Origin of the sequence: Burkholderia sp. Bp9140 (assembly GCF_003853425.1) — a bacterium.
Lineage (GTDB): Bacteria > Pseudomonadota > Gammaproteobacteria > Burkholderiales > Burkholderiaceae > Burkholderia.
Genome location: NZ_QTPQ01000002.1, coordinates 57380 through 81380, shown reverse-complemented (window position 1 = coordinate 81380; position 24001 = coordinate 57380). Strand labels below are relative to the sequence as shown.

Sequence of the window (24001 nt, the reverse complement as noted above, 5' to 3'; positions counted from 1 at the left end):
GCGGTCGCGGCGCGGCTCGACGCACGGTGGCCCGGCCACCGGCGCCAGCACGATCAGTCCGACTTGTGCTCCGACGCAGCGGGCGGCGGCGAGTCGGCGCCCGGCGTGCCGGCGGCATGCCCGTCGTTTTCTGGCGCGACGGGCCGCACACCTTGGTCATACGCGACGACGCTGCGCTGCGGATTCGCGATCCGGATCCCGCGTTCGCGGAACATCACCGCGATCCGCCGGTTGAATTCGCGCTGCACGCCCCAGCGTGCCGAGTCCTTGCACTGGATCTGTCCCGCCAGCGCGATCGTCGCGCCGTCGACCTGGTCGATGCCCCAGTAGCTGAAATCCGACAGGATGCCGTCCGTGTAATTCGGGTCGTCGCGCAACGCGGCGCCGATCTCCTTCAGCGTCGCGATCGCGCGATCGATGTCCTGGCCGTAGGCGATGCTGACCTTCACGGCCGCGTTGCCGAGCCCGCGATTCGTGTTGTTGACGGTCGTCACCGAGCTGAACGGGATCGTGTACAGCGACCCGTCGCCCGCGCGCAGCCGCACGGTGCGGATCGACAGGTATTCGACCGTGCCCGACACGCCGGCGAGCGTGACCCAGTCGCCCACCTGCATCGCGTTCTCCATCAGCAGGAAGATCCCGGTGATGAAATCCTGCACGAGCTTTTGCGAGCCGAAGCCGAGCGCGACGCCGAAGATGCTGGCACCGGCGAGCAGCGGACCGATGTTCACGCCGATTTCGCTGAGGCCCGTCAGCACGACGACGAGCGCGATCATGATGAAGAGCAGCGAACGCAGCATCGGCAGCAGCGTGCGCAACCGCGCCGCGCGCACGAGGTTGCCTTCGCGCGTCCACTGCTGCAGGCGGCGCTCGATCGCGATGTTCGCCGTTTCCCATACGATCAGCGCGACGACCGCCGCGATCGCGATCGTGATCAGCGCCGACGCGAGCCGATGGCCGATCGTGCCGGTCTCGAACGCATGGAAGATCGGCACGCCCCAGGTCTGCAGCAGCAGCACGACGGTCACGACGGCGATCACCGCCGACACGATCCGGCGCACCAGCGGGTAGTAGCGGTACGCGTGCAGGTGGACGAGCGTGCGATCGTCGGCGCGGCGCTGGAACAGCCGCGCGAGCGCGCCGAACACGACGATCGACACGATCCGCATGCCGATCATCACGGCGATCGAGCGGCCGCCGAGCGTGATCAGCACGCGGTAGCCGTTGTGGACGTCGAGCGCCCACACGAACCACAACGCCATCACGACGAACACTGACACGGGCGCCCACGCGTCCGCGAGCGCATTGCCGATCATCGCGAAGGCCGGCCGCTCTTCGCCGGCTGCGCGGATGCGCGCGGCGACCGGCTGGCGGCACCGCAGGATCAGCGCCGAGATCATCAGGTGGCCGACGAGCGCGACGGCCTTCAGCAGCGCGACGTGACCGGCGTCGCTGAGGCCGAAGCGCGCGGCGCTCTCGACCGCGGCCGTGCAGATGCCGACGACGATCACGATCCGCGCGATCGAGCGCTGCGCCAACGCGGCCCATGCGTCGCTGATGTGCAGCAGCCGCAGCTGCCGCGCATCGGGCTGGAAGAACAGCCGGCTGACGATCGTCACGAGGCGGCAGATCACGTAGATGTCGATCAGCGATTCGAGTGCGGTTTCGGTCGGCGTGCCGGCGGCGTCGAGCACCGACATCGTCAGGCTCGCGACGCCGACGAACACCAGCAGCGGCACCACCCGCAGCGCGAGGCTGACCAGCGCGCGCGGCATCCGGCGCAGCAGCGTGGTGTGGCGCCGCGCATGGCCGCGGCCCTGCGACGACGTATCGCATGTGTCGGTGCCGTCCGCCTTGGCGGCGGAGCCGGCCGGTGATGTTGCCGGCAGCGTGTCGTCGTCCGGCTCGGGCGGCTCGGACGCGGATGATCCGGCTTCGGCCCGGCGCGAGGATTCGGCGCGCCGCGCGCTCAGGGCGGCCAGCGCGCGCCGCAACAGCCGTTTCGCGAACCATTCGACGGCGAACGCGGGCACGAGCACGGCAAGGATGATCCAGATCGCGTGCGTGAGGGCCGCGCGTTCGTCGGCGCGTGCCAGCCGCTCGTGCCACCAACTGCCGACCGAGCCGAGATCGAGCAGCGAGCGCAGCGATTCGTTCAGCGCGCCGCCGACTTCGCCGGCCCAGCGCGATCCCTGCCGGACGAGCATCGACGCGAGGCCGTTCGTCGTCAACGCGGCGGGGGCGGCGGCGGCCGATGCGGCGCTGGCGGGCGCCGCGCCGCTCGCCGGGAGCGCGGGCGTGCTCAGCACGCCGACGGCCGCGATCGCGCGCAACGTCGTTTCGACCTGTTCGCGCGCGCGCGGGTTTTGCAGGACGGAGAGGGCCTGCTGCGCCTGTTGCGGCGTCAACGCGGGCGCGGCGCCGGAGGCGGCCGATGCGGCGGTCGGGGCGGGGGCGGCCGCGTGGGCGGCCGATACGATGGCGGCGAGCAGCCAGCCGAGCAGGATATGTCGCATGAGTAGGCGTGCGGGCGCGGATCGAAGCGTGGCCCGCCGGTCTGGACGAGGGACGGAAATTAACATGATCGCGATCGGAGCCGAATAGTTCCGTCGATGACTATTCGAATCGGGCATGCGGCAAGCGGGGCGGGCGTTTGCGTACTGTCGGGCGGCCTGTTTCGCGTGGCGCTGGCGTTCGGCCCGGGCTGTTCCCGAGCCGCTATTCGGGCAGGTCGTTCCGGTCGGATCGCCGGGCGATGACACGGCGGCCTGGCGACAGCCGAGCCGGGAACGAGACGTGCGCGCAGGCGAATCCATCCGGTGCAAGCCACGTCGTTGGCCGCATGCGTGGAATTTGGATTCCTGATGAATCGGCTTTGCTCGTCGTGAAGGATCGGCAGCCCGTGCTCGGCGATTGCCTCGATGACCTCGCGCACGGGCGGCAACGCATGGACGAGACCGACGTTCCAGTGTGCGACGGCCGCGCGCAGCGCGCGCGGGATCGACGAGCGCGTCCGGTCATGGGTGCTGGCGCGGCCAGGGTCGGGTAACCGTAAGCGAATCGTCGGCATCGCACAGGCGCGAACGCACGGCCGGCGCACGCGTTCCACTCCTGCAACACCGGCCGTCGGGGCTGGCCGCCGTCGATCGCGCAGGCCGTTTCCCGTCGTTTCACTTTCGAAACATTCACGCCAGTCTTCCGCCGCGTGATTCGGGTCAGGGCCGTTTCCCCGCCCGTGCGGCCTTGTCCTGCGACGCATGGTGCGCTCCTTGCATGTCTGTATGCGCCGTGAGCGCGATCGCCGGCGCAGCAGGGGCCCGGCGATCGCTTCAGTGGGTCGGACGCATAGAAGACGGGGACAAGAGAATGAGAACAGACCGAATCGCAACGTGGCGTGTTGCAAACGTGAATCGCCGACCTGCCCGTGAATTCGCTTCGCCGTTGATTTCGGTGACGTGAGCGCGCGGCTTTCCGTTCCATCCGGACAAATCGGGTTGGTTCCGAACGACGACGTGCATGCGTGACGCACGGGGCCGACCGGTGCCGGTCGGCCGTCGGGGATGAACTGCCGGTGCACGCAGACGGGTGACCATGACTTCCGGATCGTCATATCGACGCGCGACACGCAAGTGCGCCGCACGCGCCGCATGCGCATGCGTGCAGCACGCGGTGCAGCGCGGCGATTCGCGCAACCTCAGGAAATCGAAGGTGTAGTTCCGGGGAAAGGTCCGCCGGCCGCGCTGCGGCGGATCCGATGACATTGTGCTGTCAGTTGATCCACAACCCCGATGGATCAATTGTTGAAGCGCCCATCGCCATGTGGTCGATGGGCGTCTTTTTTTGCTGCGCGGGTGTCCTGCGCGGGCCGCCGGCCCGATCGCGCGGCGTTCTGTATCATGTGCTGGCGCGCTGGCCGCCCGTGCGGCCGCACGACCTGCCACCGCGCCCGATCACGCGCCGCCGACATGAACGACACCGCCTTGCACGACCTCTCATCCGCCAGCATCGATCCGGCCGCGCTCGATGCGCTGCACACGTTCGTCGAGCGCCATCCGCGGCTGCTCGTGCTGACCGGTGCGGGCATCAGCACGGATTCCGGCATTCCCGGCTATCGCGACCGCAACGGTCGATGGACGCGCTCGCCGCCGATCCAGCTGCACGAATTCCTCGGTTCCGACGCGGCACGCCGACGCTACTGGGCGCGCAGCATGATCGGCTGGCCCGTGGTCGGGCACGCGCAGCCGAACCGCTCGCACGTCGCGCTCGCGCGGCTCGGCGGCACGGGCCGGATCGAGCGCCTCGTCACGCAAAACGTCGACGGCCTGCATCAGCGCGCGGGCAGCGGCGATGTGATCGAACTGCATGGCGGCATCAACGGCGTCACGTGCCTCGATTGCGGCGCACATCATGCGCGCGCGACGATCCAGGTCGTGCTTGAAACGGATAACCCCGAGCTGCTGGGCGCGCAGGCGGAGCCCGCCGCCGACGGCGACGCACACCTCGAATGGGCCGCGCTCGACACGTTCCGCATTCCGGCCTGCCCGGCCTGCGGCGGGCTGCTCAAGCCGGCGGTGGTGTTCTTCGGCGAGAACGTGCCGCGCGAACGCGTCGCGCTGGCGTCGCAGGCACTCGATGCGGCCGATGCGCTGCTCGTCGTCGGCTCGTCGCTGATGGTGTATTCCGGTTACCGGTTCTGCGTGTGGGCCCAGGCGCAGAACAAGCCCGTCGCCGCGTTGAACCTTGGTCACACGCGCGCTGATCCGATGCTGACGCTGAAGGTCGAGGCGCGTTGCGCGCCTGCGCTCGACGCGCTGAACGCACGGCTGGGCGTTCCCGGCAGCGCGCCGGAGCATGCATCGTGACCGGGCCGACGTCGTCGCCCGATCCGTCCGCGCGGCTGTCGGCGCCGGCGGCCGAGCGCAATCGAGGGCCGATCCTCGACGTGCTGCGCCGCGTGCTGCCGGCCAGCGGCAGCGTGCTCGAGATCGCGAGCGGTACCGGGCAGCATGCGGTCCATTTCGCGCAGGCGCTGCCGGGGCTGCACTGGCAGCCGAGCGATCCCGACGCGCACGCGCGCCGCTCGATCGCCGCGTGGGTCGCGCATGCCGGCCTCGCGAACCTGGCCGAGCCGCTGGCGTTCGACGTGCGCGACGCGTCGTGGCCGGCCGCAGCGCTCGACGCGATCGTCTGCATCAACATGATTCACATCTCGCCGTGGGCCAGCACCGACGCGTTGTTCGCCGGGGCATCGCGCGTGCTGCGCCCGGGCGGCGTGCTGTTCCTGTACGGCCCGTATCGCCGCGAAGGCCGTCACACGGCGCCGTCCAACGAAGCGTTCGACCAGCAGTTGCGCAGCCGCGACCCGTCGTGGGGCGTGCGCGATCTCGAGGCGGTCGTCGCGCTCGGCCTCGACCGCGGGCTCGACTGCATCGAGGTCGTCGAGATGCCGGCGAACAACCTGAGCGTCGTGTTCCGGCGCCTCCCGCACGCGGAGCAATGACACGCAAGCGCGCATCGCGGCCGGGTTTCCACTATCCTTTCGCCTGTGCGCGCGGCCCGGATCGGGTCGCGCCCTGTTTTTTCCGGAGAATTGACTAATGGGCAAACAAGCAATCGGTGTGATCGGGCTCGCGGTGATGGGCCGCAATCTCGCACTCAATATCGAGAGCCGCGGTTACGCGGTGTCGGTGTACAACCGCAGCCGCGAGAAAACCGACGAACTGATCGCCGAATTCCCCGGCCGCAATCTGGTGCCGACCCATACGCTCGAGGCGTTCGTCGCGTCGCTCGAAACGCCGCGCCGGATCCTGATGATGGTGAAGGCCGGCGAAGCGACCGATGCGACGATCGCATCGCTCAAGCCGCTGCTCGAGAAGGGCGACGTGCTGATCGACGGCGGCAATACGCACTTCACCGACACGATTCGCCGCAACCAGGAACTCGCTCAATCGGGCCTGCACTTCATCGGCACCGGCGTGTCGGGCGGCGAAGAGGGCGCGCTGCGCGGCCCGTCGATCATGCCCGGCGGCCAGCGCGACGCGTACGACCTGGTCGAGCCGATCCTCAAGCAGATCGCCGCGAAGGCACCGTCGGACGGCGAACCGTGCGTCGCGTACATGGGCCCGGACGGTGCGGGCCACTACGTGAAGATGGTCCACAACGGGATCGAATACGGCGACATGCAGCTGATCGCCGAAAGCTATGCGGTGCTGAAGGACGTCGCGGGCCTGACCAACGACGAGCTCGGCGCGGTGTACACCGAGTGGAACCAGGGCGAACTCGACAGCTACCTGATCGAGATCACGTCGAAGATCTTCGGCAAGAAGGACGACGAAACCGGCAAGCACCTCGTCGACGTGATCCTCGATCGCGCCGCGCAGAAGGGCACCGGCAAGTGGACGAGCCAGAACGCGCTGGATCTGGGCGTGCCGCTGCCGCTCATCACCGAGTCGGTGTTCGCACGCGTGCTGTCGTCGCTGAAGACCGAGCGCGTCGCGGCCAGCGAGATCCTGTCGGGCCCGGCCGCCGCGCCGTTCGACGGCGACCGGGCGGCGTTCATCGAAGCGGTGCGCCGCGCGCTGTACCTGAGCAAGGTGATCTCGTACGCACAGGGCTTCGCGCAGTTGCGCACGGCGTCCGGAGAGTACGGCTGGAATCTCGACCTCGGGACGATCGCGAAGATCTTCCGCGCGGGCTGCATCATCCGCGCGCGCTTCCTGCAGAAGATCACGGACGCGTACGCGAAGGATCCGGCGCTCGCGAACCTGCTGCTCGATCCGTACTTCAAGGACATCGCCGCGAACTACCAGGCATCGCTGCGCGACGTCGTGGTGGCCGCGGTGAAGGCCGGCGTGCCGGTGCCGGCGTTCGCGTCGGCGGTCGCGTACTTCGACAGCTACCGTTCCGAGCGGCTGCCGGCGAACCTCGTGCAGGCGCAGCGCGACTTCTTCGGTGCGCACACGTTCGAGCGTACCGACAAGCCGGGCAGCTTCCACGCGAACTGGTCGTAACCGGCAGGCGAGGACGGTATTGTTGCGAAAATCTATTCTTTGAGTAGGGTTTTTCGTTCCCGGATTCCGGAATTGTTGGCTCCGAGGAAACAGTGTTTTCGTTCTTTCATGGTTTTCCCTAAGTGATCTCGGGACTAAACTTTGTTCAATCGCTGCAGACATGGTGTGTGCGGCGAAGCAAAAAAATCCCGGAGGTAATCATGAAATCGCTGATCGCAACGTTCGCTGCAGCTGCCGTCCTCGCCGTTCCCGCCGTGTCGTTTGCCCAACAGAACGCGCCCGTCACCCGTGCGCAGGTGAAGGCCGAACTGGCCGAGCTGCAACAGGCCGGCTACAAGCTGGGCAGCGACCGCACCGACTACCCGGCAAGCATCCAGGCAGCTGAAGCACGTCTGAACCCGCAACAGAACGTCGCCGCCGCCGACACGAGCGGTTACGGCGCGCAACCGGCCGCCCAGCAAGAGTCGGGCGCTCCGGCAGCCGCCAAGACCGGCTGGCAAGTGAAGCGCGTGTCGGATGGCGCACCGGTCTACAAGGGTCGTTGATCGTCTTCGATCGCGGGCCGCATGCGCGGCCTGATCCGACCCAGCGCAGTGCACGCAGCCCGTCGTTCCGCATCACGGAACGACGGGCTGTTTTCATTGGCGGCGCCCGCCGCGTCAATGCAGCGGCCGCGGGCCGCGGCCGATGTCCCGGAACAGTGCGTCGGCCGGTTCCAGCGCCTGCAGCCACGCTTCGTCGTAGCCGCTCAGCGTGTCGAGCGCATCGCGCAGCCGCTCGATCGCGAGCACCGGCAGCTCGACGCTGTGCCGGGTGGCGCCGCTCAGATGCGCGACGCTTGCCAGCTGGACGAGTGCGTCCGCGGCTTCGGCGACGTCCGTCGCGAACAGCAGGTGCCGGTTGAGCAATTCGACGAGGCCGCTGGAACCGGCGAAATCCTCGGCGTTGAGCTGCACTGACAGAAACGTCGCATTGTTCATGTTTATCTCCTCGTTATCGCTGGATCGTGCGGTGCATCTCCGAGTATAGGAGGCGGCCGGCTGCCGCGGTACGGCCGGCCGGAAGCGCGCCGGACACCTCGCGCGGCGCGGCTTGCGGCCCGCCGGCACCCGTTCGCGACGCCGCAAGACTGTGGCCGGATCGGGTGCCTGTCGCGGTCCTGACCGCGACAAATGGTATCTTTGACGATCGGGACGACGTGAAAAAGGTGCGAAAAAGGGGCCGGTGAGCCCATTCGCATCGACGTTCCGCGATGGAAACTGACGGCCGCGAGAGCGGTCGGATACTGGTTGGTCCGGCCGTTCGGCCGGACATCGTGCGTCGCGCGCCGGAGGGCGGTGGGCGGCGCAACGACGCAAATCCGGGAGGACTCTTGAGAAAAACGATTCCGATCCACGAGGCGCTTGCGCGCTGGTTGCCGCAGGCGGCGTTCGTCGTCGCGGCCGCCGCGCTGACGGGCTGTACGATGACGCCGTGGACCGACAGCTGGCAGCCGGTGCGGCCGTCGACGCCGACTTCGGCCGCCACGCCGGGCGTGATCGCCGGCTATTACCGCGTGAATCCCGGCGACACGCTCGCCGGCGTCGCCGCCGCATACGGGCAGCGCGTGCAGGACGTGGCCAGCTGGAACCACATGTCGCCCAATGACGCCGTGTCGCCCGGCCAGGTGCTGCGGGTCGCGCCGCCGCCTGCCGCGACGTCGCTCGGACAGCCGTCCGCCGCGGCCGCGCAACCGGGCTCGCTGGCATGGCCGGCGACGGGTATCGTCGCGACGTCGTTCTCGGCCGGCAGGACGCGCGGCATCGTGATCGCCGCGTCGGGGCCCGATCATTCGGTGCGGGCCGCGGCAAACGGGCGGGTGGTCTACGCAGGGTCCGGCGTCAAGGCGTACGGCCCGCTCGTGATCCTGAAGCACGACAACGGGCTCATCACGGCGTATGGACACAACGGCAAGCTGCTCGTCAACGAAGGCGACGCGGTCCGCGGGGGCCAGCCGGTCGCCGAGATGGGCACTGACGCGAGCGGCCGCGCGACGTTCGAGTTCGAAGTCCGGCAGAACGGCAAGGTCGTCGATCCGATGAACTTCCTGCCGCGCAACGGCGGCTGACGCGCCGCGTCACGACGTGTGCGCCAGGTGGCGCACACGTTCGCGCCTTCATCCTTCCTTGAGCTCCGCGGTGCCGGACTGCCTCGCATGATTGCCGAGCCAGCGAATGCCCAGCGCGAGTCCCGCCGCGCCGAGCGCGATCAGCGAACACTGGATCGCGACCGGCAGATAGCCGTTCGGCCGCGGATCGACGAACGGGTAGGGATACCAGTTCTCCAGCGCGCCGCGCACGAGCGTATAGCCGAGATAGACGACCGGAAAACCGAGCCACGCGAGCGCGCTGCGCCACGGGATCGGCGAGCGCGGCTCGACATACAGCCAGTCGCACAGCACCACGAACGGCACGATCCGGTGCAGGACCCAGTTGTTGAGGGCCGGCGTGATGTGACGCAGCGCATCGAGCCGTGCGAGCAGCAGTTCGTAGACGATCGCGGTGATCAGCACATAGAGCACGGCGGCGCCGCGCATCGATTCGTAGCGGGCCGAGCCGGGGCGCGTGACGCGCGACAGCCCCGCAACGAGCATCGCCGCTGCATAAAGGCTGCTCAGTTGCGTGAAGTAGCTGAGGTAGTTGCCGAGGTGAAAGGTCGGCATGCCCCAGTAGTCGGCGACGCTGTGCAGCGTGGTGGACACCGCGAGCAATGCGGCGATCAGCCGGTAGGCCGCAACGAAGAACACTTTGCTCATGATGCCCGCACAACGCCGCACCAAAACTTCATCGTGCCACAGCCGCGGGCGCGCGCGATGCGGATTTTCCATATGACGGCGCCGTGGCGCGGGGCCGTGCGGATTCCTCGGATATTTGATCCGGTCGCACAATGCCGGCTGCCCGCGAGGCTACAATCGGGGCAGCCGCCGGGCACCGGCCAGCCGCGGCATGTGCCTGCCCCGCATACCACACGAGAAACACGAGACAAAGCATGAAAAACATCCTCGCGAAACAGACGCGCTACAGCTCGCCCTCGATCTTCTTCCACTGGGTCATCTTCCTGCTGGTGGCGCTGGCCTATCTGGCCATCGAGATTCGCGGGCCGAAAGGCAGCGACAGTCGCGCGTTCTGGATGAACGTGCATCTGATGGCTGGCACGTTCGTGCTCGTGCTGTCCGTGCTGCGGGTGCTGTGGCGGGTGATCAGCCGCGTGCCGGAGCCCATCCCGCAGGCGACGCTGCTGAAGTGGCTGTCGAAGCTCGCGCATCTCGCGCTGTACGTATTCATCATCGCCCAGCCGCTGCTCGGCATCATGATGATCAACATGGGCGGCAAGCCCGTGTCGCTCGACTGGATCGGCGTGTCGTTCACGCTGTTCGGCCCCGACAAGGCACTGCGTCCGACGATCAAGGAGGCGCACGAACTGATCGGCAACGCGTTCTACTTCGTGATCGGCCTGCATGCGCTGGCCGCGCTTTACCACCACTTCGTCCGGCGCGACGGCGTGCTGCGACGCATGGCGCCGTGATCGCCGCGCGCTGAAGCCGCGCCCCAACGGGGGGCATGGTTGTGTTGACAACCATGCCCCCCGATCCGTTTACCGCGATCCGCGACTGGCCATCGAGGCGAACATTCTGTAACATCTCGGCTGTTTTTACATTCCGCTTACGCGTCACCGCGCATGCTGCACCGACATCGTCACCTGACCGCCTGGCTCGGCGTGTTCGCGATCTGGCTCGCGATCGCGGCGCCGCTGGTGTCGCAGTGGCGCATCGCGCAGGCGGCAACCCCCGACGCGATTGTCTGCAGTACCGAGCATGGTGCGCATCGCGCGCCCGATGCAGGCCACGCGCGCGATCATGCACTGCATCTCGATGCGTGCGGCTATTGCGGCTTCTTCGCGCACAGTCCCGCGATCGGCGGCGCGGCCGCCGCATCGTTCTCCTCCGTCCCCGCCCATGCCGTTTCCGTCGCCGCGCCGCATGCCGTCGCGGCGCGCGCCGACCGCTATCCGCGCGCGTATCCACGCGCCCCGCCCGAGCGCGCCTGACGCGCTGTCTTCCGTTCCATTCATCGCCGATATCCGTGCGGTCCGTCGAGGCCGTGTGGAGGGCGTCACTCGGGCTTTCGATCATGACCATCCTTTCCTTGCGCGCGCCGAGGGCGTCGCGCCATTCCGGTGCGCGGCGCGTGCCGCGCATGCTGAAACTCACCGTTCCCGCGCTGGCCGTCGGCGCGATGACCGCGGCGGCGGCCGCGACCGAATCCGCGCGTGCGGCCGGCGCGCCGACGGACGACGCAGCCGTGCTGCTGCCGCCCGTCGAAGTCGTCGCGTCGCCGCTGACGACGCCGCTCGTCGTCGTCACGGATCCGAAGACGCCGCGCCAGCCGCTGCCGGCGAGCGACGGCGCCGACTACCTGAAGACGATTCCCGGCTTCACGTCGATCCGCAGCGGCGGGACCAACGGCGACCCCGTGCTGCGCGGCATGTTCGGGTCGCGGCTGAACATTCTCGCGAACGGGATGCCGACGCTCGGCGCATGCCCGAACCGGATGGATGCGCCGACCTCGTATATCGCGCCGGAGAGCTATGACAAGGTCACGGTCGTGAAGGGCCCGCAGACCGTGCTGTACGGCCCCGGCGCATCGGCCGGCACCGTGCTGTTCGAACGCGCGACGCCGCGTTTCGAGCGCCCCGGCACGCGTTTCGACGGCAGCCTGGTCGGCGGGTCGTTCGGCCGCAACGACCAGAACGTCGACGTGACGGCCGGCACGCCGGACGTCTACGGCCGCGTGATCGCGAACCACGCGCACGCGCAGGACTACCAGGACGGCAACGGCAACACCGTGCCGTCGCAATGGGACAAGTGGAATGCGGACGCGGCGCTCGGCTGGACGCCCGACGAGCACACGCGCGTCGAACTGACGGCGGGCACCGGTGACGGTTATGCGCGCTACGCGGGGCGCGGGATGGACGGCGCGCATTTCCGCCGCGAGACGTTCGGCCTGTCGCTCGACAAGCGGCATCTCGGCGACGTGCTCGACCGGATCGAGGCGCGCGTGTACTACAACGAAGCCGATCACGTGATGGACAACACCACGCTGCGGCGGCCCGACCCGACCGGCAGCATGCCGATGCCGATGGCCTCCGAGGTACGGCGCCGCACGCTTGGCGCGCGGGCCGCGGCGACGTTCCGCTTCGGCGACGACTTCAAGCTCGTGACCGGCGTCGACGCGCAGTCGAACCGGCTCGACGCGCGCTCGGCGATGGGGCGGCAGAACTATGGCGACCAGCCGTGGAACGCGCAGGCGACGATGTGGAACGCGGGCGCGTTCGGCGAGCTGACGTGGTACGCGAGCGATGCGTCGCGCGTGATGGGCGGCGCGCGGGTCGACTACGCGAGCGCGCGCGACAAGCGTGCGACGACGCGCACGATGATGGCGAGCAAGCCGAATCCGACCTTCGACGACGATCGCGCGCGCGTGCTGCCGAGCGGCTTCGTGCGCTACGAGCGCGATCTCGCGTCGCTGCCGGTCACCTGGTACGCGGGGATCGGCCACGCGCAACGCTATCCCGACTACTGGGAGCTGTTCTCCGCGAAGCGCGGGCCGGCCGGTTCGGTCAATGCGTTCTCGGCGGTGCAGCCGGAGAAGACCACGCAGCTCGACATCGGCGCGCAGTACAAGAGCGACCGTTTCGATGCTTGGGTGTCGGCTTACGCGGGCTATGTGCAGGACTACATCCTGTTCCACTACGCAGCCGGGATGATGGGGCCGACCACGCAGGCGACCAACGTCAACGCGCAGATCATGGGCGGCGAAGCCGGCGTGTCGTGGCGGCCGGTCGGACCGCTGCGCGTCGAGACGTCGCTTGCGTATGCATGGGGGCGCAACGCGACGAGCGGCGATCCGTTGCCGCAGATGCCGCCGCTCGAGGCACGCTTCGGGCTCGAGTACACGCGCGGCGCATGGTCGGCCGGCGGTTTGTGGCGGATCGTTGCGCCGCAGCATCGCTATGCCCTGAACGAGGGCAACGTGGTCGGCAAGGACTTCGGTCCGAGCGCCGGATTCGGCGTGCTGTCGCTGCATGCGCAGTACAACGTCAGCAAGAAGGTGCAGATCTCGGTCGGCGTCGACAACGTGCTGGACAAGGCCTATGCGGAGCACCTGAACCTCGCCGGCAACGCGGGCTTCGGCTATCCGGCGAACGCGCCGGTGATGGAGCCGGGGCGCACGGCATGGCTGCGCGTGAGCGCGAAGCTGTAGCGCGCAACGGGCGTGTGCGATGCAGCATGCGCGCGCATGAATGCGGCCCCGCCCGAACGGGCGGGGCGCGTCAACCGATTAGAGAACCGTATCTAGTCAGGGCGCAAACGTTCGCGACTCGTGATTCACTCCCGCATTCGACGTCCACGGTGCCAGCGGCGCAGCGTGCGCGTCGATCCGATCTCATTCGCACCGGCAGCACAATAATCAGGAGAACATGCATGGCCAGATCGATGCGTTCCAGGGTGGTGGCAGGGGCAGTGGCATGCGCGATGAGCGTCGCGCCGTTCGCGGGGACGACCGCGCTGATGACGCTCGCGACGACGCACGCGGCGCTGGCGGCAACCGCGCCGGCGGACAACTACACGGCGACGCGTTATCCGATCATCCTCGTGCACGGGCTCACCGGCACCGACAAGTACGCGGGCGTGCTCGAGTACTGGTATGGCATCCAGGAGGACCTGCAGCAGCACGGCGCGACCGTCTACGTCGCGAACCTGTCGGGGTTCCAGAGCGACGACGGGCCGGACGGGCGCGGCGAACAGCTGCTCGCTTACGTGAAGACGGTGCTCGCCGCGAGCGGCGCGACCAAGGTGAACCTGGTCGGTCACAGCCAGGGCGGCCTCACGTCGCGCTATGTCGCGGCCGTCGCACCCGAACTCGTCGCGTCGGTGACGACGATCGGCACGCCGCATCGCGGCTCGGAGTTCGCCGATTTCGTGCAGAGCGTGCTCGCCTACGATCCGACCGGACTGTCGTCGTCGGTGATCGCTGCGTTCGTCAATGTATTCGGCATCCTGACGAGCAGCAGCAACAACACGAACCAGGACGCGCTCGCCGCGCTGAAGACGCTGACGACTTCCCAGGCCGCCACGTACAACCAGAACTATCCGAGCGCCGGCCTCGGCGCGCCGGGAAGTTGCCAGACGGGCGCGCCGACCGAAACCGTCGGCGGCAATACGCACCTGCTGTATTCGTGGGCCGGCACGGCGATCCAGCCAACCATTTCCGCATTCGGTGTCACGGGCGCGACGGACACCAGCACGATTCCGCTGATCGATCCGGCGAACGCGCTCGACCTGTCGACGCTTGCGTTGTTCGGCACTGGCACGGTGATGATCAATCGCGGCTCGGGCCAGAACGACGGGCTCGTGTCGAAGTGCAGCGCGCTGTACGGGCAGGTGCTGGGCACGAGCTACAAGTGGAACCATCTCGACGAAATCAATCAATTGCTCGGCGTGCGTGGTGCATATGCGGAAGATCCGGTCGCGGTGATCCGCACGCATGCGAACCGGCTGCAGCTCGCGGGCGTGTGATCGATGACGGCACGTGAAGGACGCGCGCCGCTCGCGCGGCGCGTTGCGGTCTACGGCACGGTGGGGCTGGCGGCGATCGCCGGCGTCGCGATCTGGAGCGGCGCGGCATCGCATCGCGGTGCCGACGCGGTGCGCACGTCGGCCGATGCCGCGCCGCTCGGCGGTGCAACCGCTGCGCCGCCGCAGGCCGCGGTGCCGGCGAGCGCGGGCCTGCCGCCGCCGCTCGCCGGTTCCAGTGCGCCGCGGCTGCCGCTCGATGCCGGTGGCCATCTCGCGAAGTCGCGCGCGGTGCGCGATTTCTTCGACTACTGCCTGACCGCGCGGAGCGACCTGAGCGCGACGGCGCTCGATGCGCTCGTCGTGCGCGAGATCGCCGCGCAGCTCGACGGCACGGTGGCACAGCCCGAAGCGCTGGACGTCTGGCATCGCTATCGCGCGTATCTCGACGCGCTCGCAAAGCTGTCCGAGGCGGGCGCGGTCGACAAGTCCGACCTCGGTGCGCTGCAGCGCGCGCTCGACCAGCGTGCGTCGATTGCACACCGGACGCTCGGCGACTGGAGCCAGCAGTTCTTCGGTGCCGAGCAGTGGCGGCAGCGCTACGATCTCGCACGGCTGAAGATTGCGCAGGACCGCACGCTGACGGACGCGCAGAAGGCGGAGCAGCTCGCGGCGCTCGCGCAGCAGATGCCGGCCGACGAACGCGCGGCACGGCAGAAGGCCGACCGGCAGCAGGCGGCGATCGACCAGATCGCGCAATTGCAGAAGAGCGGGGCGACACCCGACGCGATGCGTGCGCAACTCACGCAGACGCTCGGCCCCGAGGCCGCCGCGCGCGTCGCGCAGATGCAGCAGGACGACGCGTCGTGGCAGAGCCGCTACGCCGACTATGCGGCGCAGCGCGCGCAGATCGATGCGGCCGGGCTGTCGCCGCAGGATCGCGACACGCAGATCGCCGCGCTGCGGCGCCGCATGTTCACGAAGCCCGGCGAAGCGGTGCGCGCGGCGTCGCTCGACCGCGGCGCGGTTGCCGCGCAATGACGCACGCGGTCATGCCGCGCGCGTGAAGTGCCGCGGCAGATGCCGCTCGATGGTTGCCGCGAGCGTGTCGAACGCGGGGCCGATGCCTTCGTGCGCGACGCATGCATAGCCGAGCAGCAGCCCGCGCCGCGCGGTGTCCAGCCGGCTGTAGTAGCTGGTCAGCGGGCGCACGATCACGCCTGCGTCGAATGCGCTTTGCGTGACCGCGCGATCGTCGCACGTGTCGGGCAGGCCGAGCACCAGATGCAGGCCGGCCTCGTCGCCCATCACGGGCAGCACGTCGCCGAAACGCGCATGGATCGCATCGATCAGCAATTGCCGGCGTTCGCCGTACAGCGTGCGCATCCGTCTGACGTGCGAAGTCAGGTGCCCGTCCATGATGAATTCGGCGAGCACGGCCTGCTGCATCAGCTGGCCCTCGCGATACAGCTCCGACAGCCCGGTCCGGAACGTGTCGACCAGATGCTCGGGCACGACCATGTAGCCCATCCGCAGGCCCGGGAACAGCATCTTGCCGAGACTGCCGACGTAGATCACGCGGCCGCCGTCGTCGAGCCCCTGCAGCGACGCGAGCGGGCGGCTGCCGTAGCGGAATTCGCTGTCGTAGTCGTCCTCGATGATCCAGCAGCGGTGCTGGCGTGCGTATTCGAGCAGCATCCGGCGTCGCGCAAGGCTCATCACCATCCCGAGCGGATACTGGTGCGACGGCGTGACGAGCACGAGCCGCGGCGGATGCTGCATGTCGCCCGCGCTCGGATCGATGCCTTCCTGGTCGACCGGCACCGGCGTGAGCGTGAGGCCGGTGGCCTGCAGCACGCTGCGCACGCCCCAGTAGCATGGCTCCTCGACCCACGCGCGATCGCCGATGTCGGACAGCAGCCGCACCGCGAGGTCGATCGACTGGTGGATGCCGGTCGTGATGATCACCTGGTCCGGCGAGCATTTGACCGAGCGCGCGACGCGCAGGTAGTCGGCGAGCGCGCGGCGCAGCGGCCGGTAGCCGCCGCCCGGCGCATAGGTCAGCAACTCGGGATTCGCTTCCTTCCACAGTCGCGCCTGCAGGCGGCTCCAGGTGCGGCTCGGGAATTCCGACACATCCGGCACGCCCGGCATGAACGCGCCCCACTGGCGCCGTGACACGCCCGCATGCTCGATCAGCTGCCGTCCGCGCATTGACAGGCCGCCCTGCGCGTCCGGCAGCGGCGCCGCACCGGCAGGCGGTGGCGCGGCCCCCGGCACGCGGATCGCGGCAGTGTCCGGGCGCGTGTCGGCCACGTAGGTGCCGCTGCCCGTCGTCGTCAGCACATAGCCTTCGGCCGTCAGCTGGTCGTACACGTGCAGCACGGTATTGCGCGCGATCGACAGGTCGGCCGCCAGCGTGCGCGAACTCGGAAGTTTTGTACCTGGCCCTAATTCACCGGTCAGGATGGCCTGCTGCATCTGTTGCAGCAGTTGCCGGTACATCGGCTCGGACGAACTGCGGTCGAGACGGGCGGAGAGCCAGTCGGCGAGGATCACGGTATCCAAAGTGGTCCTACTAGGAATATTGAAATGGTTCCCTAGTATAGAACCGTGAGCACCGTATAGTGACTCGCATCTCAAGAAAACGCCGGGCCGCCCCAAGTTTTCTTGACCCCCTTGGGGGGCCTGTCGCGTAGCGACAGGTTTGGGGGCATTCACAACGTTTGTCGCGCAGGAAGGGGACAGCCACGATGAAGTCCGATGATGTGATCGTCAGCTTTCGCGGCGTGCGGAAGACCTATGACGGCGAGACGCTGGTCGTCAAATCGCTCGACCTCGATATCCACCGAGGGGAATTCCTGACGCTGCTCGGGCCGTCCGGCTCGGGCAAGACCACCTGCCTGATGATGCTGGCGGGCTTCGAGTTCCCGACGGGCGGCGAGATCCGCCTCGACGGCGAGCTGCTGAATACCGTGCCGCCGCACAAGCGCAATATCGGCATGGTGTTCCAGAACTACGCGCTGTTTCCGCACCTGACGGTCGAGCAGAACGTCGCGTATCCGCTGACGGTGCGCAAGCTGTCGGCAGCCGAGCGCGCGGAGCGCGTCGCGCATGCACTGAAGATGGTGCAGATGGAACGCTTCGCCAAGCGCTATCCGGCGCAATTGTCGGGTGGCCAGCAGCAGCGCATCGCGCTCGCGCGTGCACTCGTGTTCGAGCCGAAGCTCGTGCTGATGGACGAGCCGCTCGGCGCGCTCGACAAGCAGTTGCGCGAACACATGCAATACGAACTCAAGGCGCTGCACGAGAAGCTCGGCGTGACCTTCGTCTACGTGACGCACGACCAGGGCGAGGCGCTGACGATGTCCGATCGCGTCGCCGTGTTCGACAAGGGCATCGTGCAGCAGCTCGATACCGTCGACCGCCTGTACGAATCGCCGTGCAACGAATTCGTCGCGAACTTCATCGGCGACAGCAACCGGCTGCGCGGCACCATCGCGCGCGTCGACGGCGAATTCTGCGAATTCCGGCTCGACGACGGCACGCAGCTCGTCGGGCGCCGCATCGGCGACGCGTCCGAAGGCGCGCAGGCCGTCGCCTGCATCCGCCCCGAACGCATGAGCCTTGCGAACGGTCACGCGAACGGCACCGCCAACCGCGTGACCGGCGAGGCGCGCAGCCTGATCTATTTCGGCGATCACGTGCGCATGCGCTGCGCGCTGCCGGGCCAGGACGAATGCTTCGTGAAGGTGCCGCTCGGCACGGGTGCGCTCGACGCGTTCTCGCCCGGTGCGCCGGTATCGCTCGCATTCGCGCCCGAGCACCTGCGCGTGTTCGCGTGACGCAGGTTTTCCCGATTTTCCGCAGCACGTCGTCAACAACAACTGCCCACTTCCACCACGAGAGGAGAGGAACCACCATGAACGGAACAAGCTCTACCGCGCGTCGCACCGCGCTCGCACTGGCGCTCGCCGTCGTCGGCGCATCGGCCGCGGCGGCCGAACTCACGGTCGTCAACTTCGGCGGCGCGAACGGCGATGCGCAGAAGGCCGCGTTCAACCAGCCGTTCGAGAAGGCGACCGGCAACAAGGTCACGGCCGTCGAGTACAACGGCGAGCAGGCGAAAGTGAAGGCGATGGTCGAGGCGAAGCACGTCAACTGGGACGTGGTCGAAGTCGAATCGGGCGACCTGAACCGCGGCTGCGACGAAGGGCTGTACGAGAAGCTCGACTGGTCGAAGATCGCGAAGAAGTCCGACCTGATTCCGGAAGCGCCGCAAGTGTGCGGCGTCGGCTTCTTCGTGTGGTCGACCGCGCTGTCCTACAACGCGGACAAGCTGAAGAGCGCGCCGACCGGCTGGGCCGATTTCTGGAACGTGAAGAAATTCCCCGGCAAGCGCGGGATGCGCAAGGGCGCGCGCTACAACCTCGAGTTCGCGCTGATGGCCGACGGCGTCCCGACCAAGGACGTGTACAAGGTGCTCGGCACGAAGGCCGGCCAGGACCGCGCGTTCAAGAAGCTCGACGAGCTGAAGCCGTACATCCAGTGGTGGGAGGCGGGCGCGCAGCCGCCGCAGTTCCTGGTGGCCGGCGACGTCGTGATGTCGACCGCGTATAACGGCCGCATCGACGCCGCGCAGAAGGAAGGCAAGAACCTGAAGGTCGTGTGGAACGGCAGCATCTACGACCTCGACTACTGGGCGATTCCGAAGGGCTCGCCGAACAAGGCGCTGGCCGAGCAATACATTGCGTATTCGCTGACGCCGAAGCCGCAGCAGGCGTATGCACAGCACATCGCGTACGGCCCCGCGAACGTCGCGGCGATCAAGTCGCTCGACGCAAAGACGCTCGCGAACCTGCCGAACTCGCCGGCCAACGGCAAGAACGCGGTGCTGGAGGACATCGGCTTCTGGACCGACCACAGCGACGAACTCGAGCAGCGCTTCGCCGCGTGGGCGACGAAGTAACAGCCGTTCAGGTGTCCTGATGCAACCTGCCGCGCGGCGCGCCGAACGCGTCGCGCGGCATTCCGCCGGATCGAGCCCGGCCGGAGAGAACCGTTGAACACGATGACGATCGCTCCTTCCTCGCCGTCGACAGCCGCGCTCAAGCGCGAGCTGAAGGCCGCCGAGGCCCGCAAGCGGACGATGGCGTTGCTGCTGGTCGCGCCGCTCGCGATCTTCCTGCTGCTCATCTTCGTCGTGCCGATCGGCACGCTGCTCACGCGCGCGGTGCAGAACCCCGAGATCGCGACCGCGCTGCCGAATACGGTCGCCGCGCTGTCGGGCTGGGACCGCAAGGCACCGCCGGCCGACGCCGCGTATGTCGCGCTCGCGGCCGACATGGCGAAGGTCGCCGACAGCGAGGCGATGGGCGCGCTCGCGCGACGCCTGAACACCGAGATTCCCGGCTATCGCTCGCTCGTCGCGAAGACGGCGCGTGCGATGCCGCTGAAGGGCGACAACGATGCCGCGCCGACGCCTGCCCAGACGCGCACGAAACTGATCGACCTCGATTCGCGCTGGGGCGACATCGCGTACTGGCAGGCGATCGCGAAGAACGGCAGCCAGGTGTCGCCGTTCTACCTGCTCGCCGCGCTCGATCACAAGCAGGACGGCTTCGGCCAGATCATGCAGGCCGATCCCGACCAGTCGATCTATCTCGCGATCTTCGGCCGCACGTTCGTGATCGGCGTCGCGGTCACGCTGTTCGCGCTGTTGCTCGGCTATCCACTCGCGTACTGGATCTCGACGCTGTCGGAGCGCCGCGCGAACCTCGTGATGATCCTCGTGCTGATTCCGTTCTGGACCTCGGTGCTGGTGCGCGTCGCCGCATGGATCGTGCTGTTGCAGAGCGAAGGGCTCGTGAACAAGGCGCTGATCGGCAGCGGGCTGATCTCGCATCCGCTGACGCTGCTGTTCAACCGCGTCGGCGTGTACATCTCGATGACGCACATCCTGCTGCCGTTCATGATCCTGCCGCTCTACAGTGTGATGAAGTCGATCCCGTCGACCTACCAGCGCGCGGCCGTGTCGCTCGGCAGCCATCCGTTCGCCGCGTTCTGGCGCGTGTACGTGCCGCAGACCTATCCGGGCGTCGGCGCGGGTGCGCTGCTCGTGTTCATCCTCGCGATCGGTTACTACATCACGCCCGCGCTGCTCGGCGGGCCGAACGACCAGATGGTCAGCTACTACGTCGCGTACTTCACGAACGTGACGATCAACTGGGGCATGGCGTGCGCGCTCGGCGGGCTGCTGCTCGCGGCGACGCTCGTGCTCTATGCGGTGTACGGGCGCTTCACGCGCACCAACGTGAGCCTCGGCTGAGCGCCGGGCACAGGGAAACGGGAAGGGGATTCGGACCATGAAACTCGCCAGGCCGCTGTTCGCGCCGCACATGTCGTTCGTCGAGCGCGCGTGGTATGTCGCGCTGCGCGTGCTCGTCGTGCTGACGCTGCTGTACCTGATCCTGCCGGTGCTCGCGATCGTGCCGCTGTCGTTTTCGTCGAGCACGTTCCTCGTCTATCCGATCCCGGGCTTCTCGACGCGCTGGTACGAGAACCTGATCGCGTCGGACGAGTGGCGGATGGCCGCGAAGAACAGCTTCATCGTCGCGCCGTCGGCGACCGTCGTCGCGACCGTGCTCGGCACGCTCGCCGCGATCGGCCTGACGAAGGCGGACTTCCGCGGCAAGGGGCTGCTGATGGCCGTGCTGCTGTCGCCGATGATCGTGCCCGTCGTCGTGGTCGGCGTCGGCATGTACCTGTTCTTCGCGCCGCTCGGGCTCGCGAACACCTATACCGGGCTGATCGCCGCGCACGCGGCGCTCGGCGTGCCGTTCGTCGTGACGACGGTCGCCGCGACGCTGCAGGGCTTCAACCAGAACCTGGTGCGTGCGAGCCTGTCGCTCGGCGCGAATCCCGTCACGACGTTCTTCCGCGTGACGCTGCCGGTGATCGCGCCGGGCGTGATGTCGGGTGCGCTGTTCGCATTCGCGACGTCGTTCGACGAAGTCGTCGTCACGCTGTTCCTCGCGGGCGCGGACCAGACGACGCTGCCGCGCCAGATGTTCACCGGCATCCGCGAGAACATCAGCCCGACGATCGCCGCGCTCGCGACGATCCTGATCATTTTCTCGACGAGCCTGCTGCTTGCGCTCGAATGGCTGCGCGGACGCAACGCACGGCGCGCGGTGTCGTGACGCGGCACGGGGCGGGACCGTCGCGCGTGCGGTATACGATTCGCAAGCCGGCGCGCGAGGCCGTTGCCGCGCGCGCCGGCTTGCTTGTCACGCTCAGAAGCCGCCCGTCTGGATCAGCTTGTTGAGGTTCGCGATGTTCAGGCTGCCGAAGCCGGTCGTCAGATCCCAGCTGGTGCCAGCCTTGTAGCCGTACCCCTGATAGCCGTTGTTCCCCGATACGACGTCATAGCGCACGAGCGACGGGTTTGCCGGAATATCCGCATAGAAGTTGCCGGCCGGGAAACCGAGGCCCGTGCCGTTCGCCGCGAGCAGGCGCGCCCAGAAGCCGGTGAAGATCGGTGCGGCGAGGCTCGTGCCGCCGATCTGCTGCAACTGGCCGTAGTTATAGATGTACGCCCCCGTGCTTTGAGCGGCATCGAACGACACGTCGGGCAACTGGCGGTTGCCGCCCGACTGCCATGATGGCGCCGGCAGGATCGTGCTGACGCCGCCGCCCGTCGCCCACAGCTTGCCGTTGCCGTCGAGGCCCTCGTTCCATACGGTTTCGTTCGAGAACGCACCCGCCGACGTGGTGTACAGCGTCGTGCCGCCGATCGCGAGCACGTGCGGCGACGCGGCCGGCCACGACACCGTGTAGTTCGCGCCGTCCGGATAGCCGCGGTTATTGCACTCGTACACGCCTTCGTCGCCCGACGACACCGAGAAGGTCTGGCCTTGCGCGGCGGCGGTCGTGAAGATCTGCTCTTCGGCGTCGAGCGTGCCGTCCGCGTTCGCATCGGTCTCGCACCAGCCGAGCGACACGTTGATCACCTTCGCGGTGTTGTCCGACACCGCGCGGTTGAACGCCTGCGTGAGCCCCGTGTTGCCGGCGGCGTTCAGGTCCGCCATGTAGAACACGAGCTTGCCGACCTGGCCGCCGGCCGAGCCGACAATCGACTGGCTGTCCAGATCCCATTCGCCCTGGCCGTCCTGGTCGTCGCTGTAGCTGCCGGTCGTGCCGGTGCCGTTGGTCTTCACGGTCTGGGTCGCGACCGTGCCGTAACCATTGCTCGACGTGAACTGCTTCAGGTCCTGCAGCGTCTGCGACACGCCGCCGATCGTGATGATCCCGACCGTCACGCCGGCCGCGGTCGGCACGCCGGTCGCGTTGTAGAGGCCCGGGAATTCCTTCGGATAGTGGCCGGTGGCCGTGCCGGCCGCCAGCGCCTGCGGTTTCGCGACGTTGCCGATGCGCAGCATCGGCCGTGCGCGCGCGACGTTCTGCAGCCCGAGCACCGAGCCGACGACGTCGCCGAGCGCACGCGGCACTTGCGCGGTCGACGCGTTCGCGAAGCCCGCGCGGCCCGCGTACTGGAAATGCACGAGCGACGTGTTGAACGCGGTCTTCACCGTACCGGCCGTGCCGCGCGCGGACACCAGCAGCCGGTTCGGCGCGACCTCGATGTTCACGAAGCCGCTCTTGCGCAGATAGTCGACGACCGGCTTTACCTGCGCCTCGGTCGGCGCATAGCCGGCGAGGAACTGTTCGTGCGTGAGGTACTGGCGGTAATGCGCATTGCCGGGCCGGTTCACGTCGTGCGCGAACTGCTTGAGCTGCGCGGCGTTGCGCAGCTTCAGGCTGACGACGATGTCCGCCGTCTCGCCGGCCGCGAGTTCGAGCGACGGCGCCGCGCTGCGCGCCATCAACTGCGGGCCGGTCAGAAAGGCCTTCGTGTGGGTGTCGACCCAGTCCGTTGTCGCATGTGCCGCAGCGGCGGCGAACACGAGCGGTACCGCGCACGCAAGGCGGCGGAGCGACGGAAGGGGCAGGGCAAACCAGGCGTTCCTTTTCATCGGGAGTCCTTTTGAGGAGAGACGACGTTGCTGGAACTCCCGGCCCTTGTGGGGCCGCGAGCGGTGACGAGCGTAGGGCGTCGATGCCGTTCAGGTAGCTGCCAGTTTCCATAGCTGTCAGTTCTGACATCGGTGTGCTCGCGCGCATGCGCTGCGCCGTTCTTGCATGCAGCAGCGATCCCGGCAAAGGGAACCGGTTCGCGGCGCGCTCGCGCGACGGTCGACGACGTTTGCACGCACGACTCGTTCGTTGCGGTAGCGGAATGCGCGCGACGGCGGAGCGAAGCGCCGCGCGAGCGCATTGCCGGCGATCGGGTGTGGACGCGCCGCGCGTTGCACTA

General features: G+C 68.0%; 19 protein-coding genes. 14 read left to right on the top strand and 5 right to left on the bottom strand.

Annotation, left to right across the window (positions count from 1 at the left end; all coding sequences use genetic code 11):
• Nucleotides 1-53: 53 nt before the first annotated feature.
• Nucleotides 54-2516: a mechanosensitive ion channel family protein gene (locus tag DIE21_RS02000; RefSeq protein ID WP_124495531.1), complete on the bottom strand. Its 2463-nt coding sequence runs from the start codon at nt 2514-2516 to the stop codon at nt 54-56.
• Nucleotides 2517-3965: 1449 nt separating this feature from the next.
• Between DIE21_RS02000 and DIE21_RS01990 the strand changes: the two genes are divergently transcribed.
• The 4 genes from DIE21_RS01990 to DIE21_RS01975 all read left to right on the top strand — a co-directional run bounded on the left by DIE21_RS01990 (nt 3966) and on the right by DIE21_RS01975 (nt 7555).
• Nucleotides 3966-4862 carry an NAD-dependent protein deacetylase gene (locus tag DIE21_RS01990; RefSeq protein ID WP_124495529.1) on the top strand — a complete coding sequence of 299 codons (897 nt, stop codon included), beginning with the start codon at nt 3966-3968 and terminating at the stop codon, nt 4860-4862.
• Nucleotides 4859-5500 (top strand): DUF938 domain-containing protein, encoded by a 642-nt coding sequence (locus DIE21_RS01985; protein ID WP_124495527.1) that lies wholly within the window; start codon nt 4859-4861, stop codon nt 5498-5500. Before DIE21_RS01990 ends, DIE21_RS01985 begins: the two co-directional genes overlap by 4 nt.
• 97 nt (nt 5501-5597) lie before the next feature.
• A complete protein-coding gene (gene gndA, locus DIE21_RS01980) occupies nt 5598-7010 on the top strand; it encodes an NADP-dependent phosphogluconate dehydrogenase (RefSeq protein WP_124495525.1) in 1413 nt (470 codons plus the stop codon).
• A gap of 200 nt (nt 7011-7210) precedes the next feature.
• The gene (locus tag DIE21_RS01975) at nt 7211-7555 is read left to right on the top strand and encodes a DUF4148 domain-containing protein (RefSeq protein WP_124495523.1); all 345 of its coding nucleotides are present in this window, start codon (nt 7211-7213) and stop codon (nt 7553-7555) included.
• Between the two features lie 114 nt (nt 7556-7669).
• On the opposite strand, the gene DIE21_RS01970 is transcribed toward DIE21_RS01975, so the two are convergent.
• A complete protein-coding gene (locus DIE21_RS01970; protein WP_006760526.1) occupies nt 7670-7990 on the bottom strand; it encodes a hypothetical protein in 321 nt (106 codons plus the stop codon).
• A 392-nt stretch (nt 7991-8382) separates the two neighbouring features.
• Between DIE21_RS01970 and DIE21_RS01965 the strand changes: the two genes are divergently transcribed.
• Complete coding sequence (locus DIE21_RS01965) at nt 8383-9117, top strand: peptidoglycan DD-metalloendopeptidase family protein (protein WP_124495521.1); 735 nt, start codon at nt 8383-8385, stop codon at nt 9115-9117.
• Between the two features lie 48 nt (nt 9118-9165).
• On the opposite strand, the gene DIE21_RS01960 is transcribed toward DIE21_RS01965, so the two are convergent.
• On the bottom strand, nt 9166-9804 hold the full coding sequence (locus DIE21_RS01960) for a Pr6Pr family membrane protein (protein WP_124495520.1): 639 nt from the start codon (nt 9802-9804) through the stop codon (nt 9166-9168).
• Between the two features lie 233 nt (nt 9805-10037).
• Between DIE21_RS01960 and DIE21_RS01955 the strand changes: the two genes are divergently transcribed.
• The 5 genes from DIE21_RS01955 (at nt 10038) to DIE21_RS01930 (ending at nt 15666) form a co-directional block, all read left to right on the top strand.
• Nucleotides 10038-10574 (top strand): cytochrome b, encoded by a 537-nt coding sequence (locus DIE21_RS01955; RefSeq protein ID WP_124495518.1) that lies wholly within the window; start codon nt 10038-10040, stop codon nt 10572-10574.
• 153 nt (nt 10575-10727) lie between these two features.
• Nucleotides 10728-11096, top strand: coding sequence for a DUF2946 domain-containing protein (locus tag DIE21_RS01950; protein ID WP_124495516.1), 369 nt, complete (start codon nt 10728-10730; stop codon nt 11094-11096).
• 83 nt (nt 11097-11179) lie between these two features.
• Nucleotides 11180-13312 carry a TonB-dependent copper receptor gene (locus tag DIE21_RS01940; RefSeq protein ID WP_124495514.1) on the top strand — a complete coding sequence of 711 codons (2133 nt, stop codon included), beginning with the start codon at nt 11180-11182 and terminating at the stop codon, nt 13310-13312.
• A 221-nt stretch (nt 13313-13533) separates the two neighbouring features.
• The gene (locus DIE21_RS01935; protein WP_124495512.1) at nt 13534-14628 is read left to right on the top strand and encodes a triacylglycerol lipase; all 1095 of its coding nucleotides are present in this window, start codon (nt 13534-13536) and stop codon (nt 14626-14628) included.
• Between the two features lie 3 nt (nt 14629-14631).
• Complete coding sequence (locus DIE21_RS01930) at nt 14632-15666, top strand: lipase secretion chaperone (RefSeq protein WP_124495510.1); 1035 nt, start codon at nt 14632-14634, stop codon at nt 15664-15666.
• Between the two features lie 9 nt (nt 15667-15675).
• Here the strand turns inward: DIE21_RS01930 and DIE21_RS01925 are convergent, their stop codons facing one another.
• Nucleotides 15676-17193, bottom strand: a complete 1518-nt coding sequence (locus DIE21_RS01925) for a PLP-dependent aminotransferase family protein (protein ID WP_124495508.1) — start codon at nt 17191-17193, stop codon at nt 15676-15678.
• 185 nt (nt 17194-17378) lie between these two features.
• Here DIE21_RS01925 and DIE21_RS01920 point away from each other — a divergent pair, with 185 nt between their 5' ends.
• The 4 genes from DIE21_RS01920 (at nt 17379) to DIE21_RS01905 (ending at nt 21827) form a co-directional block, all read left to right on the top strand.
• Nucleotides 17379-18470: an ABC transporter ATP-binding protein gene (locus tag DIE21_RS01920; RefSeq protein WP_124495506.1), complete on the top strand. Its 1092-nt coding sequence runs from the start codon at nt 17379-17381 to the stop codon at nt 18468-18470.
• A gap of 77 nt (nt 18471-18547) precedes the next feature.
• Entirely contained in the window at nt 18548-19594 is a 1047-nt protein-coding gene (locus DIE21_RS01915; protein WP_124495504.1) for an ABC transporter substrate-binding protein, read from the top strand.
• Between the two features lie 102 nt (nt 19595-19696).
• The gene (locus DIE21_RS01910) at nt 19697-20953 is read left to right on the top strand and encodes an ABC transporter permease (RefSeq protein WP_185642723.1); all 1257 of its coding nucleotides are present in this window, start codon (nt 19697-19699) and stop codon (nt 20951-20953) included.
• A 37-nt stretch (nt 20954-20990) separates the two neighbouring features.
• Entirely contained in the window at nt 20991-21827 is an 837-nt protein-coding gene (locus DIE21_RS01905; protein ID WP_040141016.1) for an ABC transporter permease, read from the top strand.
• 93 nt (nt 21828-21920) lie between these two features.
• Here the strand turns inward: DIE21_RS01905 and DIE21_RS01900 are convergent, their stop codons facing one another.
• Nucleotides 21921-23660: a protease pro-enzyme activation domain-containing protein gene (locus DIE21_RS01900; protein ID WP_124495500.1), complete on the bottom strand. Its 1740-nt coding sequence runs from the start codon at nt 23658-23660 to the stop codon at nt 21921-21923.
• Nucleotides 23661-24001: the final 341 nt, after the last annotated feature.

Coding starts and splice junctions, on each gene's coding strand:
- DIE21_RS02000 (WP_124495531.1), bottom strand. CDS start 2,516: ATGCGACATATCCTGCTCGGCTGGCTGCTCGCCGCCATCGTATCGGCC.
- DIE21_RS01990 (WP_124495529.1), top strand. CDS start 3,966: ATGAACGACACCGCCTTGCACGACCTCTCATCCGCCAGCATCGATCCG.
- gndA (WP_124495525.1), top strand. CDS start 5,598: ATGGGCAAACAAGCAATCGGTGTGATCGGGCTCGCGGTGATGGGCCGC.
- DIE21_RS01975 (WP_124495523.1), top strand. CDS start 7,211: ATGAAATCGCTGATCGCAACGTTCGCTGCAGCTGCCGTCCTCGCCGTT.
- DIE21_RS01970 (WP_006760526.1), bottom strand. CDS start 7,990: ATGAACAATGCGACGTTTCTGTCAGTGCAGCTCAACGCCGAGGATTTC.
- DIE21_RS01960 (WP_124495520.1), bottom strand. CDS start 9,804: ATGAGCAAAGTGTTCTTCGTTGCGGCCTACCGGCTGATCGCCGCATTG.
- DIE21_RS01955 (WP_124495518.1), top strand. CDS start 10,038: ATGAAAAACATCCTCGCGAAACAGACGCGCTACAGCTCGCCCTCGATC.
- DIE21_RS01950 (WP_124495516.1), top strand. CDS start 10,728: ATGCTGCACCGACATCGTCACCTGACCGCCTGGCTCGGCGTGTTCGCG.
- DIE21_RS01940 (WP_124495514.1), top strand. CDS start 11,180: ATGACCATCCTTTCCTTGCGCGCGCCGAGGGCGTCGCGCCATTCCGGT.
- DIE21_RS01935 (WP_124495512.1), top strand. CDS start 13,534: ATGGCCAGATCGATGCGTTCCAGGGTGGTGGCAGGGGCAGTGGCATGC.
- DIE21_RS01930 (WP_124495510.1), top strand. CDS start 14,632: ATGACGGCACGTGAAGGACGCGCGCCGCTCGCGCGGCGCGTTGCGGTC.
- DIE21_RS01920 (WP_124495506.1), top strand. CDS start 17,379: ATGAAGTCCGATGATGTGATCGTCAGCTTTCGCGGCGTGCGGAAGACC.
- DIE21_RS01915 (WP_124495504.1), top strand. CDS start 18,548: ATGAACGGAACAAGCTCTACCGCGCGTCGCACCGCGCTCGCACTGGCG.
- DIE21_RS01910 (WP_185642723.1), top strand. CDS start 19,697: ATGACGATCGCTCCTTCCTCGCCGTCGACAGCCGCGCTCAAGCGCGAG.
- DIE21_RS01905 (WP_040141016.1), top strand. CDS start 20,991: ATGAAACTCGCCAGGCCGCTGTTCGCGCCGCACATGTCGTTCGTCGAG.
- DIE21_RS01900 (WP_124495500.1), bottom strand. CDS start 23,660: ATGAAAAGGAACGCCTGGTTTGCCCTGCCCCTTCCGTCGCTCCGCCGC.